General features: G+C 71.1%; 10 protein-coding genes. 1 reads left to right on the top strand and 9 read right to left on the bottom strand.

Annotated elements, in window-relative coordinates:
• Nucleotides 1-148: 148 nt before the first annotated feature.
• Nucleotides 149-1,018, bottom strand: a complete 870-nt coding sequence (locus ACIBAE_RS05125) for an ABC transporter permease (protein WP_399282419.1) — start codon at nucleotides 1,016-1,018, stop codon at nucleotides 149-151.
• Nucleotides 1,015-3,645, bottom strand: a complete 2,631-nt coding sequence (locus ACIBAE_RS05120) for an alpha/beta fold hydrolase (RefSeq protein WP_399282418.1) — start codon at nucleotides 3,643-3,645, stop codon at nucleotides 1,015-1,017. Before ACIBAE_RS05120 ends, ACIBAE_RS05125 begins: the two co-directional genes overlap by 4 nt.
• Before the next feature lie 132 nt (nucleotides 3,646-3,777).
• Between ACIBAE_RS05120 and ACIBAE_RS05115 the strand changes: the two genes are divergently transcribed.
• On the top strand, nucleotides 3,778-4,209 hold the full coding sequence (locus tag ACIBAE_RS05115; protein WP_399282417.1) for a GNAT family N-acetyltransferase: 432 nt from the start codon (nucleotides 3,778-3,780) through the stop codon (nucleotides 4,207-4,209).
• Here ACIBAE_RS05115 and ACIBAE_RS05110 read toward each other — a convergent pair.
• The 7 genes from ACIBAE_RS05110 to iolC all read right to left on the bottom strand — a co-directional run bounded on the left by ACIBAE_RS05110 (nucleotide 4,125) and on the right by iolC (nucleotide 13,314).
• Complete coding sequence (locus ACIBAE_RS05110; protein ID WP_399282416.1) at nucleotides 4,125-4,760, bottom strand: DUF4291 domain-containing protein; 636 nt, start codon at nucleotides 4,758-4,760, stop codon at nucleotides 4,125-4,127. The genes ACIBAE_RS05115 and ACIBAE_RS05110 overlap by 85 nt on opposite strands.
• Nucleotides 4,761-4,811: 51 nt before the next feature.
• Nucleotides 4,812-6,653: an asparagine synthase (glutamine-hydrolyzing) gene (asnB, locus tag ACIBAE_RS05105; protein ID WP_399282415.1), complete on the bottom strand. Its 1,842-nt coding sequence runs from the start codon at nucleotides 6,651-6,653 to the stop codon at nucleotides 4,812-4,814.
• A 340-nt stretch (nucleotides 6,654-6,993) separates the two neighbouring features.
• Nucleotides 6,994-8,493, bottom strand: a complete 1,500-nt coding sequence (mmsA, locus tag ACIBAE_RS05100; RefSeq protein WP_399282414.1) for a CoA-acylating methylmalonate-semialdehyde dehydrogenase — start codon at nucleotides 8,491-8,493, stop codon at nucleotides 6,994-6,996.
• 10 nt (nucleotides 8,494-8,503) lie between these two features.
• Entirely contained in the window at nucleotides 8,504-10,447 is a 1,944-nt protein-coding gene (iolD, locus tag ACIBAE_RS05095; RefSeq protein WP_399282413.1) for a 3D-(3,5/4)-trihydroxycyclohexane-1,2-dione acylhydrolase (decyclizing), read from the bottom strand.
• Nucleotides 10,444-11,331, bottom strand: coding sequence for a 5-deoxy-glucuronate isomerase (gene iolB, locus ACIBAE_RS05090; RefSeq protein WP_399282412.1), 888 nt, complete (start codon nucleotides 11,329-11,331; stop codon nucleotides 10,444-10,446). Before iolB ends, iolD begins: the two co-directional genes overlap by 4 nt.
• Nucleotides 11,315-12,229, bottom strand: a complete 915-nt coding sequence (locus ACIBAE_RS05085; RefSeq protein ID WP_399282411.1) for a deoxyribose-phosphate aldolase — start codon at nucleotides 12,227-12,229, stop codon at nucleotides 11,315-11,317. The genes iolB and ACIBAE_RS05085 overlap by 17 nt, the downstream gene beginning before the upstream one ends.
• Nucleotides 12,226-13,314, bottom strand: coding sequence for a 5-dehydro-2-deoxygluconokinase (gene iolC / locus ACIBAE_RS05080; RefSeq protein ID WP_399282410.1), 1,089 nt, complete (start codon nucleotides 13,312-13,314; stop codon nucleotides 12,226-12,228). Before iolC ends, ACIBAE_RS05085 begins: the two co-directional genes overlap by 4 nt.
• Between the last annotated feature and the right edge of the window lie 35 nt (nucleotides 13,315-13,349).

Raw genomic sequence — 13,349 nt, 5'->3', positions numbered from 1 at the left:
GGCCCTTCCCGGCAAGCTTTGCCGCGTTACAGGCCTTAGCTGGGGGCGGAACCAGTTCTGGCTGGGTTCGGCCCTGGACCTGGGCTCGGCCCTGGACCTGGGCTCGGCCCTGGACCGGGTCGGAACCGAAGAGGCCCGTGAGCCGTGCTCACGAAACGATGTCCTTGCGGGAGAAGCCCCGGAAGGCCAGCGCGAACAGCACCACGGCATACGTCGCCGAGACCGCCGCGCCCTTCGCCATGCCACCCCACTCCAGCTGGGGCTGGAGGGCGTCGGCCCAGGCGAACTGCCAGTGCGCGGGCAGGAAGTCACGCCAGGAGCCGAGCGCCGTCACGGCGTCCAGCACATTGCCGATGATCGTCAGCCCGACGGCCCCACCGACCGCGCCCAGCGGAGCGTCCGTCCTGGTCGACAGCCAGAAAGCGAGGCCCGCCGTGACCAGTTGGGAGACGAAGACGAACGCGACGACCAGAGCCAGCCGTGGCAGGGCGTCACCGGCGGCCAGGGAACCGCCCGTGGGCAGTTCCAGCGGCCCCCAGCCATAGGCGGCCGTGCCCGCCGCCAGCGCGACCAGCGGCAGCAGCACCATCGCCGCGGCGCTCATCCCCAGCGCCACCGCCAGCTTGCTCCAGAGCAGCCGGGCCCGTGGCACCGGTGCGGCGAGGAGGTAGCGCAGGGAGGACCAGCTCGCCTCGGAGGCCACCGTGTCCCCGCAGAACAGCGCGACAGGCACCACCAGCAGGAAGCCCGCCGAGACGAAGAGGCAGGTGGCGGCGAAGTTGGCGCCGGAGGCGGTCGCGGTGTCCATGAGGTTCAGCCGGCCAGCACCGCCACCGTCCCCTTCACCACCCGGGGTCCCGCCGATCGCGAAGGCCACGATCAGCACGAAGGGAAGGACAGCCAGCACGGCCCCCATCGCCAGTGTCCGCCTGCGCTTCAGCTGCCGCAGCGCCTCGACCCGCAGCGGCAGGGTGTGCCGGGCCCGGTAGCCCGGGGCCGATTCGGTCAGCACGCTCATGCGGATTCTCCTGCGATCAGGGTGAGGAACGCGTCCTCCAGGCGGCGGTACGGTCCGACGCCCGTGAGCGGGACGTCCAGCCGTACCAGCTCGGTGATCAGGGCGGTGGTGCTCACGCCGTCCAGCCGCACGAGCAGTCCGCCCTCCGTGCGGACGGCCGAGCCGACCCCCGCCAGCGCGGCGATCTTCTCGACGACGGGCTCCGCCACCTCCTCGGCGGTGGTGACGAGCAGGGTGTCGCCCGAGCCGGTGATCTCCGCGACCGGACCGGCCTGCACGAGTCGGCCACGGTGCATGACGACCAGATGGGTGCAGGACTGTTCGACCTCGGAAAGGAGGTGACTGGAGACGATGACGGTCCTGCCGCCGGCCGCGTACCTGATCATCACGTCGCGCATCTCACGGATCTGCGGCGGGTCGAGCCCGTTGGTCGGTTCGTCGAGGATCAGCAGGTCCGGCATGCCGAGCATCGCCTGTGCGATGGCCAGCCGCTGCCGCATGCCCTGCGAGTACGTGCGTACGGCCCGGGCGAGAGCGTCACCGAGCCCGGCGATCTCCAGGGCCTCCTCGATGTGGGCGTCCTCGGCGGGACGGCCGGTGGCCTGCCAGTACAGCTCCAGGTTGGCCCGTCCCGACAGATGCGGCAGGAAGCCCGCGCCCTCGACGAACGAGCCCACCCGGGAGAGCACCGGGGCGCCCGGCCGGATCGCGTGCCCGAAGACCCGGATCTCGCCCGCGTCCGGGCTGATCAGTCCCATCAGCATGCGCAGGGTGGTGGTCTTGCCGGCGCCGTTCGGGCCGAGCAGACCGAGCACCTGTCCCTTCTCGACCTGGAAGGAGAGATCTCGGACCGCGTAACGGTCGGCGGACTTGGCGTAGCGCTTCGCCAGACCGGTGATCCGGAGCGGCACGTCGGCGAGCGCCGGGTCGGGCGCCGGCGCGGCGGTACGGCGCCGGGCCGTGAGCAGCAGCGCGGCCGCGATCAGTGCGCCGATGGCCGGAAGTCCCCAGGTCCACCAGGGCAGTCCGGTGGAGCCGCTGGTCAGGGCGGGCACGGTGGGCACGGTCAGCGGGCCGTCCAGGGCGACCCGGTAGGTGGCCGGGGCGGCCGGTGAGGCGTAACCGAGGTCCGTGGCGGCGAGGACGACCCGCAGCCGATGCCCGGCCTGCACCTGATGGTCGACGGCGGGCATCGTGAACTCCACGGTCCTGCCCTGGCGGGCGCCCTCGACCCGTACGGGCGAGACGAGCTGTGAGGGCAGCACCTGTTGGCGGCCGTCCGGCCCGACGTCGTACACCTTGCCGAAGAGCACCGCCTCGCCACTGTCGGAGGTGACCTTGACCCGCACGGTCGGTGAGCCGGTGATGCGCAGCGAGTGGTCGAGCGGCCGGGAGTCGAAGCGCGCGTTCTGCCCGGGGAAGTCGAGGGAGAAGCCCACACCGAGAGCCGACAGCTGGGAGAGTCCTCCGCCGACTCCCGGTACGGCGGAGATGGCGGGCGGGGTGGCGCCCGCCGGGTTGCCGAAGGTCTGGCCGCCGCCGCTGAGGGGGATGGTGGTGGCGCCGGCCGCCAGGCCCGGGTAGCGGTCGGTGTCGGCGCCCCGCAGCTGGGACCGGCCGTCGGTGGAGTCGACGCCTCCGGTACGGCTGACCCGGAACGCGGGCCCGGTGTCCGCGCCCTTGTCGTCCTTGAGATAACGGTCGAACCAGGTGGAGATCCGGCTCTCGACCCGGCTGGTCTCCGGGTCGCCGCCGTCGTGTCCGCCGGCCATCCAGTCGACGTCGACGGGTGCGCCGTTGCCGCTGATCGCCTTCGCCATGGCATCGGCCTGGCCGAGCGGGAAGAGTGAGTCGGACTGGCCCTGGATGATCAGAGCGGGGACATCGATCCGGTCGCCGACGGCGACGGGGCTGCGCTGTTCGAGCAGTTCACGGGCGGCCTCGTCCGGTTTCCCGGAGACCGCGACGCGCTGGTACATCTCGCACAGGTCTTTCTCGAAGCTCGTGCAGCCGCCGCCGGAGGCGAAGAAGATCCCGGCCCAGAGCTTCTTGAAGACGCCGTTGGGGAAGAGCGCGTCGGCGAGATTCCAGTAGGTGATCTGCGGGGCGATCGCGTCGACCCGCTGGTCGTATCCGGCCGCGAGCAGCGAGATGGCCCCGCCGTACGAGGCGCCGGTGACGCCCACGCGCGGATCGCCCTTCGCGTCGAGCCGTACCTCGGGCCGCGCGGCCAGCCAGTCGATCAGCCGGGACACGTCCTTGACCTCGTGGTCCGGGTCGTTGATCCCGATCTCACCGGTGGACTTCCCGAAGCCGCGCGCCGACCAGGTCAGCACGGCGTACCCGTCACGCGCGAGCTTCTCCGCCTGGGCCCGTACGTCGTTCTTGTCGCCGCCGAAGCCGTGTCCGATCAGTACGGCCGGCCGGCGCCCGTTGCCGGCGGTGAAGTACGAGGCGTCGATCCGGGCGCCCGGCATGTCGAGCACCTGATCCTTCTGGCGTACGACGGGCTCGCTGTCCGAGGCGACGGCGGTCCAGGTGCCGGCTCCGACGAGCACCAGGGCGGCGGCCGAGGCCGCGAGCCATCGTGCGCGCGGCCGGAACCGGCGGGGGGTTCGGATCTCCATGGTTGAACCCTAAACGGGGCCTGGGCGGGGCGGCGCTGACGCCGGTCGGAACTCGGGGGCCTCCTCGGGTCGTACGAGGTAACGTCGGCGTACAGCGGACGCGGTACGCCCGCCGCGCCAAGGAGGCAGCAGATGGAGATCCGCCGGGCGACCACGGTCGCCGAGCTGACCGCCGCGGAGCATCTCTACGACGGCCCGGCCCGCCCCGAGTGGGCGGAGCGCTTTCTCGCCGCTCCCGGCCATCTGATGCTGATCGCGTACGTCGACGGGGCACCGGCCGGGATGGTCTCGGGCATCGAGATGCTGCACCCGGACAAGGGCGTCGAAATGTGCTTGTACGAGCTGTCGGTGGCCGAGCCGTACCGGCGGCGCGGTATCGGCCGGGCCCTGACCGACGGGCTGGCCGCCGTGGCACGGGAGCGCGGCTGTTACGACATGTGGGTCGGTGCGGACACGGACAACGATCCGGCGCTGGCGACCTACCGTGCGGCCGGGGCCGGGGACGACGGCGCGTTCGCCATGCTCACCTGGGACTTCACGGATGGCACGCCCTCCGCCGGGTAACCGGTCTCGACCGGCAGCAGCCGCGTGGCGCCTGCCAGGTCCCCTCCGCGCACCAGAGCGTGAATCCGGTGCGCGAGGGGCGTCACGTCCCTGATGGAGACGGTCCACTCGTCCGCGTACCGCCGAGCGGCCTCTCCCCGGAGCCCGAGCTGGAGTGAGCGGTACGGCAGGGGCCGCAGACGCAGATCCCGTTCCGGGTCCCACTGCACCCGGGCGGGGGCGCGCTTCAACTCGCGCTTCCAGGCGGCCTGGTCCGGGTAGAGGGCACGGTCGTACTGCGCCGGACAGGCATGCCGGAGTGCCTGGTCGAAGCCTTCCCGGGATATCTCCACGGCCAGCACGCTCTCCTGGCCTTCCTTCGCTCCCCAGCCGCAGCGGTACATCATCCACAGGAACGACGGCTTGACCCAGGTCATCCGGTCCCGCTTCCAGAGGTCCGGAAAGCGGCCGTCGCGGGCGGCGGCGAGCCCGATGGCCGGCGGGTACGCCTGATAGAGGGTGATCGTCGACGCCGTGTGCAGCGCGCGGATCCGGTACTTCGGTTCTGACATGGGTCCAGCTTCCCGCCCCGCGTTCCGGCCTTCCACCGATTAACGGCCCGGTCAGGACAGGGTGATGACCGGGTTGTAGAGGTCCAGCCAGAGCGCGAGATCGAGGGTGCGTTCCAGGCCGCGCCGGGAGGCCGTGGTGATCTGCGGGGTGTCCCGTTCCGCCGCGCGCCGCACGCGGGCCGGGTCGACCAGGTCGAAGACACGGTGGGAGGGGTCGGCGAGCAGTTGTTTGGCGTGTTCCTGGAGGGCGATCGCGTACTTGGGGTCCTGGGTGGAGGGGTAGGGGCTCTTCACCCGGTCGTAGACCGACCGCGGCAGCACATCGGCCGTCGCCTCCCTCAGCAGGCTCTTCTCCCTGCCGTCGAAGGACTTCATGGACCAGGGGGTGTTGTAGACGTACTCGACGAGCCGGTGGTCGCAGAAGGGGACCCTGACCTCCAGGCCCACCGCCATGCTGGCGCGGTCCTTACGGTCCAGCAGCATCCGGACGAAGCGGGTCAGGTGCAGGTGGCAGATCCTGCGCATCCGGTATTCGAAGTCGCTCTCCCCGGCCAGGCGTTCGACGCCGGCCACGGCCGTGGCGTAGCTGTCGCGGAGGAACCCCGGCAGGCTCAGGGCCGTACTCACCTCGGACCGCAGCACATTGGCGTCGTCACCGAAGTACTGCTCGAAGCGCACCAGCCACGGATACATCTCGGCCTGCCTGGCCTCCTCGTCGAAGAACTGGAGGTAGCCGCCGAAGACTTCGTCGGCCGACTCCCCGGACAGCGCGACGGTCGATTTCTGCCGGACGGCCCGGAATAGCAGGTACAGCGAGGCGTCCATGTCGCCGAAGCCCAGGGGAAGGTCACGGGCCCTGATCATCCGGCCCCGCACCTCGGGGTCGGCGAGGGCGTAGGAGTCGAGCACGATGTCCTCGTGTTCCGTCCCCGACGCGGTCGCGACGTCGTGCACGAAGGGCGCGTCCGGGGTGGTGCGCAGCTCGTCGGCGACGAAATTCTCGGTCCGGCCGACGAAGTCGACGGAGAAGCTGCGCACCTTCTCGCCGCTCCCGGCCAGCTGCCGCGCGGCCAGCGCCGTCATGGCGGAGGAGTCGAGGCCGCCCGAGAGGAGGGTGCAGCGCGGCACGTCGGCGACGAGCTGGCGCCGGACGATGTCGTCGAGGAGCGTGCGCACCTTCGCCACCGTGGTGGCCTGGTCGTCGGTGTGCGGGCGGGTCTCCAGGGACCAGTAGACGTGCCGGCGGAGGCCGCCCCGGTCCACGGTCACCACGGTGCCGGGCTCGACCTCGTGCATGCCGTCCCACACGGCGTGGCCGGGCGTCTTGACGAAGGCGAACAGTTCGCGCAGCCCGTCCAGGGCGACGCGGGCGCGGGCGAGCGGGTTGGCGAGGATCGCCTTGGGCTCGGAGCCGAACAGCACGCCGTCCACGGTCGGGTAGTAGTAGAAGGGCTTGATGCCCATCCGGTCGCGGATCATGACGAGCTTCTGCTGCCGGCCGTCCCAGATCGCGAAGGCGTACATCCCGTTGAGGCGTTCGGCCACGGCCTCGCCCCATTCGAGATAGCCGTGCAGGACGACCTCCGTGTCGGACTCGGTGGTGAACCGGTGGCCCCGGCCGGTCAGCTCCCGGCGGAGCTCGGTGAAGTTGTACGTCTCCCCCGAGTAGACGAGCGCGAGGGTGCCGCGTGGGGTGTCGAGGGTCATCGGCTGCCGCCCGCCGGGCAGGTCGATGATCGCGAGCCGTCGGTGCCCGAGGCCCGCGGGGCCACTGAGCCAGGTACCCCGGTCGTCCGGGCCCCGGCAGGACATGGTCTCCGTCATCGCGTCCAGCGTTTCGGACGCGGAGCGGAGTTCACGGTCGAACGAGACCCACCCGGTGATGCCGCACATGCCTGTCCTCCTGCTTCCGATCGAGGGCCGGCACAGGCCAGGGACCGAGGAGACCAGCGATTCCACGGCAGGACAGGGCACCGGGCCGGATCAGTCGTATCCAGCACCTGTTGAGCGAGCGCGAGTCAGAAGACCGCGCCCGGGTCAACGAGGCCGCGACACCGCTGGACACGCGTACCGGTGATTCAGCTCGACGCCTTCCTGTGAAAGGCCGTGGCCCGGGCGGCGATGGTCGCCGTCCGGGCCACGCGAAAATTTCCGGCTCAGGTGCGCTCGTCAGTGGTGCCCGGTGGCTTCAGCGGTGCTCAGTGGTCAGTGGTGGTCAGTGCTCAGTTGGTGCTCAGTGGTTACGGGGGAAGCCCAGGTCCACGCCCGTCGGAGCTTCCGACGGGTCCGGCCAGCGGGTGGTGACCACTTTGCCGCGCGTGTAGAAGTGCACGCCGTCGTTGCCGTAGATGTGGTGGTCGCCGAAGAGCGAGTCCTTCCAGCCACCGAAGGAGTGGTAGCCGACCGGCACCGGGATCGGCACGTTCACGCCGACCATGCCGGCCTCGACCTCCAGTTGGAAGCGGCGTGCGGCACCGCCGTCGCGGGTGAAGATGGCCGTGCCGTTGCCGAACGGCGAGGCGTTGATGAGGGCGACGCCCTCCTCGTACGTCTCGGTGCGCAGCACGCACAGCACCGGACCGAAGATCTCGTCGCGGTACGCGTCGGAGTCCGTGGAGACCTTGTCGAGCAGGGACAGGCCGATCCAGTGGCCGTCCTCGAAGCCGTCCACCGTGTAGCCGGTGCCGTCCAGGACGACGTCCGCTCCCTGGGCCGCCGCGCCCGTGACATAGGTGGCGACCTTGTCGCGGTGTGCCTTGGTGATCAGCGGGCCCATCTCGGAGAGCGGGTCGGCGCCGGGGCCGATCTTGATCTTCTCGGCGCGCTCGCGGATCCTGGCGACGAGTTCGTCGCCGATCGCGCCGACCGCCACGACCGCCGAGATCGCCATGCACCGCTCACCGGCGGAGCCGTACGCCGCCGAGACGGCCGCGTCCGCGGCGGCGTCCAGGTCCGCGTCGGGCAGCACCAGCATGTGGTTCTTGGCGCCGCCGAGTGCCTGGACGCGCTTGCCGTTGGCGGAGGCCGTCGTGTGGATGTAGCGGGCGATCGGGGTGGAGCCGACGAAGGAGACCGCCACCACGTCCGGATGCGCCAGCAGGGCGTCCACCGCGACCTTGTCGCCGTGCACGACGTTCAGCACGCCGTCGGGCAGGCCGGCCTCCGCAGCCAGCTCCGCCAGGAAGTTGGCGGCCGAGGGATCCTTCTCACTGGGCTTGAGGACGAAGGTGTTCCCGCAGGCGATCGCCAGCGGGAACATCCACATCGGCACCATCGCGGGGAAGTTGAAGGGCGTGATGCCCGCGACGACGCCCAGTGACTGGCGGATGGAGGAGACGTCGACCCGGCTGGAGACCTGGGTGGACAGCTCTCCCTTGAGCTGCGTGGTGATCCCGCAGGCCAGCTCGACGATCTCCAGACCGCGCGCGACCTCACCGAGCGCGTCCGAGTGCACCTTGCCGTGCTCGGCGGTGATCAGCGCGGCGATCTCGTCGCGGTGCGCGTCGAGCAGCGCGCGGTAGCGGAAGAGAATGCCGGTGCGCTGAGCCAGGGACGAGGTCCCCCAGGTGGCGTACGCGGCCTTCGCGGCGGCGACCGCCGTGTCCACCTCCTCGACGGACGCCAGCGCGACCCGGGTGGTGACGGTCCCGGTCGCCGGGTCGGTGACGGGGCCCCAGTCGCCCGACGCGCCCTCGACGGTCTTGCCACCGATCCAGTGGTTGACGTTCTTCATGCGTACTCCCTCACAGATGACGGCGGCGGGCTGCCACGTGCCGGTCGTACTCCTCGCGGGCTCTGACCGCGGGCGTACGGGTCGCGGCCTCGGCCACGGGCACATCCCACCATGCCTGGGCCGGGGGCACACCGGACATGGTGTCCGCCGTTTCGGTCTCCACGTAGACACATGTCGGGGCATCCGCCGCTCGCGCCTCGGCGAAGGCTTCGTACAGGTCACGGATGGTCCTGGCCCGGATCACCCGCATTCCGAGGGAGGCCGCGTTGGCGGCGAGGTCGACGGGCAGCGGGGCGCCCGTGTACGTGCCGTCAGGGGCGCGGAAACGGTACGCGGTACCGAACCCCTCCGCGCCGACCGACGCGGAGAGCCCGCCGATGGAGGCGTAGCCGTGGTTCTGCAGGATGACGAGCTTCAGGGGCAGCCGCTCCTGGACCGCCGTGACGATCTCGGTGGGGTTCATCAGGTAGGTGCCGTCCCCGACCAGCGCCCAGACGGGCCGGCCGGGGGCCGCGAGCTGGACGCCGATGGCCGCGGGGATCTCGTAACCCATGCAGGAGTAGCCGTACTCGACGTGGTACTGGTCCCGGGAGCGGGTGCGCCACAGCTTGTGCAGTTCGCCGGGGAGCGATCCGGCCGCGTTGATGACGATGTCCTCGTCGGTGACGAGGGCGTCGAGCACCCCGAGGACCTGCGCCTGGGTGGGGTGGTAGAGCTCCTCCTCGGTGGTGAAGGCGGCCTCCACCCGGTCTTCCCAGCGCTCCTTGTCGTCACTGAACTCGGTCGCGTAGGCGGGTGCGACGCGATGGTCGCCGACGCCGGTGGCCAGCGCCTCCAGTGCCGTACGGGCGTCCGCCACCAGGGGCTGGGCGGCGAGCTTGTGGGCGTCGAAACCGGTGATATTGATATTGAGGAAGCGGACGGCGGGGTTCGTGAAGAGTGTCGCGGAGGCGGTGGAGAAGTCCGACCAGCGGGTGCCGACGCCGATCACCAGATCGGCGGTCCTGGCCAGTTCGTCGGCGGTGGCGGTACCGGTGTGACCGACGCCGCCGACATCGCAGGGGTGGTCGTGGCGCAGTGAGCCCTTGCCCGCCTGGGTGGAGGCGACCGGGATGCCGGTCGCGTCGGCGAACGCCGCCAGCGCTTCCTCGGCCGCGCTGTGGTGGACACCGCCGCCCGCGACGAGCAGAGGGCGGCCCGCTTCCCGTACCAGCCTGACGGCCTCGGCGAGTTCGGACGGATCGGGCGCCTGCCGGCGGACGCGCCACACGCGCTCGGCGAAGAACTCCTCCGGCCACTCGTACGCCTCCGCCTGCACGTCCTGCGGCAGCGCGAGGGTGACGGCTCCGGTCTCGGCAGGGTCGCTGAGCACCCGCATGGCGGCGAGCGCGGCCGGGATCAGCGCCTCGGGGCGGGTGATGCGGTCGAAGTACTTCGAGACGGGCCGCAGGGTGTCGTTGACGGACACGTCACCCGCGGTGGGGAGTTCGAGCTGTTGGAGGACCGGGTCGGCGGGACGGGTGGCAAAGGTGTCACCGGGGAGCAGCAGCACGGGGAGGCGGTTGATGGTGGCGAGGGCCGCGCCGGTGACGAGGTTGGTGGCGCCGGGGCCGATGGACGTGGTCACGGCATGGGCGGAGAGGCGGTTGCTCTGCCGGGCGTAACCGACGGCCGCATGGACCATCGCCTGTTCGTTGCGCCCCTGCAAGTACCTCATCTCCTCGCCGGACTCGACAAGGGCCTGGCCGATACCCGCCACGTTGCCGTGGCCGAAGATGCCCCAGGTGGCGTTGATCAGCCGCTGCCTGCGGCCGTCCCGCTCGGTGTACTGGCGGGACAGGAAGGTGATCAGTGCCTGGGCGACGGTCAGGCGGCGCGTGCGCTCGTTCGAGGCACCCGTCCCGGCCGCTGCGGTGGCCGCAGCGGTCCTGGTCGTGTTGATGTCCCTGCTCATCGGGGCCCCTCCTCTGCTCGGTACAGCGGCAGGCGCGGATCGACGGCCTCCTCCCGCCAGGTGTCCCGGATCCAGCTGTGGTCGGGGTGGTCGCGGATCAGCCACTCCCGGGACTCACCGGGTCCCGCCATCACGTTGAGGTAGTACATGTCGCGTCCCGGCGCGGCGATGGACGGGCCGTGCCAGCCGTCGGGGATGAGGACGGTGTCACCCGTACGGACCTCGGCGAGGACGTCCGTACCGCCCGGGCGGGAGGGCGAGACCCGGTGGTAGCCGAGCCCGTCGCCGTCGATCTCGAAGTAGTAGATCTCTTCCAGCTCGGACTCGGCGCCCGGGTGGTACTCGTCGTGTTTGTGCGGCGGGTACGACGACCAGTTGCCGCCGGGGGTGAGTACCTCGACGGCGATGAGGCGGTCGCATACGAAGACTCCGGCCGCGGCGAAGTTGTTGACCTGGCGGGAACAGCCGCCCGCGCCGCGCAGCTCGACCGGAACCTCCGGCGCGGGACCGTAGCGAGCGGGGAGTCGTCGCTCGCACTTCGCTCCTGCCAGGGCGAAGCGGCCTCCCGCGCCGGAGGCGATCTGTGCACGGGCGTCGCGCGGTAGGTACACGAAGTCCGTGACTCCGCTGAACACGCTTTCCCTGCCGCGCAGTTCATAGAACTCGCCTTGCGTGTGCACCGTACAACCGCCGGTGAGCGGAAGCACGATCCACTCGCTGTCCCCGGTGGCCAGCTCGTGGCTGCCGCCAGGTGGCAGTTCCAGGACGCGCAGGCCGGAGTGGGACCAGCCGGCCCGCTGGGGGTCGATGTCGAGTGCATACGGTCCGCTCGCCGTGCTGCCCGCCGGTACGTACCGTTCGTACGGCTCATGGTCGGTCGTCATGATGTCTCCGTACCCCCTGGAGCAGCTGTACGGCGGTATCGACGGCGCCTGCCACGTTCCCGTCGACCGGATAGAGCAGCGAGCGGCCCACCACCAGACCGCGGACGGTGGGCAGTTGCAGCGCCGTGCGCCATTTCTCGTACGCGCCCTCCTGATCCCCTCCGGTCTCACCGCCCAGCAGGACGGCCGGGAGGGTCGAGCTCTCCATGACCCTGGCCATATCGTCGGGGTCCTGGGTGACGGGAACCTTCAGCCAGGTGTACGCCGAGGTACCGGCCAGCCCCGACGCGATGGCGATCGAGCGGATCACGGCCTCGGCGCTGAGATCGGTACGGAGCCGTCCCCCCTCGCGGCGGCAGATGAACGGTTCGACGAAGACCGGGAGCCGGCGCTCGGCCATGGCGTCGATGACGCGGGCGGCGGAGTGGAGGGTGTCGAGGGAGCCCGGGTCCTCGTAATCGATGCGGAGCAGCAGCTTGCCCGCGTCGAAGCCGAGCCGGGCGAGATCCTCGGGGCGGTGTCCGGTGAAGCGGTCGTCCAGCTCGAAGGCGGCTCCGGCCAGGCCACCGCGGTTCATCGAGCCGACGACGACACGGTCTTCCAGGGCCCCGAGCAACAGCAGGTCGTCCAGGATGTCGGCGCTGGCGAGGACACCGTCCACGCCGGGGCGCGACAGGGCCAGGCAGAGCCGCTCCAGCAGGTCGAGACGGTTGGCCATGGCGAGGCGGTGGTCCCCGACGGCGAGGGCGCCGCGGGCGGGATGGTCAGCAGCGATGATCATCAGCCGGCCGGTGGAGCGCAGCAGGGGCCGCCGGACGCGCCGGGCCGCGGCCTCGGCGATCGCTTCGGGGTGGCGGGTGCGCAGCCGGACCAGCTCGGCCACGTCGACGCGGGTCACGAGAGGACGTCCGAGGACGGCACGGGATCCCGCACGGGGACCGGGCCTCCGGCGAGGACTCGGGCGACCTCGCCGTCGTACGGCATCGCGGAGGAGCAGGCGAGGCGGCCGGCGACGATGGCGCCGGCCGCGTTGGCGTAGCGCATGACGCGCTCCAGCTCCCAGCCGGCGAGCAGCCCATGACAGAGAGCGCCACCGAACGCGTCCCCGGCGCCGAGTCCGTTGACGACGTCCACGGGAACGGCCGGCACCTCGGCGCGGGTGCCGTCGCGATGGACCGCGAGTACGCCTTTGGGTCCCTGTTTGACGACGGCCAGTTCGGCACCGGCGGCGAGCAGTGCCTCGGCGGCGGCCCGGGGTTCACGCTCTCCGACGGCGACCTCGCACTCCTCAAGGTTGCCGACGGCGACGGTGGCCAGGCGCAGGGCCCGCGCGTACAGCTCGCGCGGGTCGGCTTCCGCGCTCCGGCCCCCGGCGGACCGTTTTCCGGCGGACAGTCTCCCGGAGGACGGAGCGTCGGCGGGCCGGTCCTCGGCGTCCGGGTCCTCGGCGGGCGTAGGCCAGAACATCGGCCGCCAGTCGAGGTCGAAGACGGTGACGCCGGAGCGGGCGCGCGCCTCCAGCGCGGTCAGCGTGGCCGAACGGCTGGGCTCCGCGCACAGGCCCGTACCGGTCATCCAGAAGATCCGTGCGGACCGGATCGCGTCCAGATCCAGTTCGTGGGGGTGAATCTCCAGATCGGGGGCCTTGGGCTGCCGGTAGAAGTAGAGCGGGAAGCTGTCCGGCGGGAAGATCTCGCAGAAAGTGACCGGGGTCGGATACCTCCCGACCGCAGTCACCCAGCGGTCGTCGACCTCGAAGGCGCGCAGGGCCTGGTGGAGATAGTCCCCGAAGGGATCCTGGCCCGTGCGGGTGATGACCGCGGCGCGGCGGCCCAGCCTCGCCGCCGCGACGGCGACATTGGTGGCGGATCCGCCGAGGAACTTCCCGAAGGTGTCGGCCTGCGCCAGCGGGACACCGCTGCGCAGCGGATAGAGGTCCACCCCGATCCGGCCCATGGTGATCACGTCGTACGGCGCAGGCATACGTGTCCCTTCGGTTCGACGGCGGCCCCCGGCCC

The sequence above is a fragment of the Streptomyces sp. NPDC051569 genome (assembly GCF_044454085.1).
Taxonomy (GTDB): Bacteria; Actinomycetota; Actinomycetes; order Streptomycetales; family Streptomycetaceae; genus Streptomyces.
This window is presented reverse-complemented; position numbering and strand designations above follow the sequence as displayed.

Coding starts and splice junctions, on each gene's coding strand:
- ACIBAE_RS05115 (WP_399282417.1), top strand. CDS start 3,778: ATGGAGATCCGCCGGGCGACCACGGTCGCCGAGCTGACCGCCGCGGAG.
- ACIBAE_RS05110 (WP_399282416.1), bottom strand. CDS start 4,760: ATGTCAGAACCGAAGTACCGGATCCGCGCGCTGCACACGGCGTCGACG.
- asnB (WP_399282415.1), bottom strand. CDS start 6,653: ATGTGCGGCATCACCGGGTGGGTCTCGTTCGACCGTGAACTCCGCTCC.
- ACIBAE_RS05125 (WP_399282419.1), bottom strand. CDS start 1,018: ATGAGCGTGCTGACCGAATCGGCCCCGGGCTACCGGGCCCGGCACACC.
- ACIBAE_RS05120 (WP_399282418.1), bottom strand. CDS start 3,645: ATGGAGATCCGAACCCCCCGCCGGTTCCGGCCGCGCGCACGATGGCTC.
- iolD (WP_399282413.1), bottom strand. CDS start 10,447: ATGAGCAGGGACATCAACACGACCAGGACCGCTGCGGCCACCGCAGCG.
- iolB (WP_399282412.1), bottom strand. CDS start 11,331: ATGACGACCGACCATGAGCCGTACGAACGGTACGTACCGGCGGGCAGC.
- iolC (WP_399282410.1), bottom strand. CDS start 13,314: ATGCCTGCGCCGTACGACGTGATCACCATGGGCCGGATCGGGGTGGAC.
- mmsA (WP_399282414.1), bottom strand. CDS start 8,493: ATGAAGAACGTCAACCACTGGATCGGTGGCAAGACCGTCGAGGGCGCG.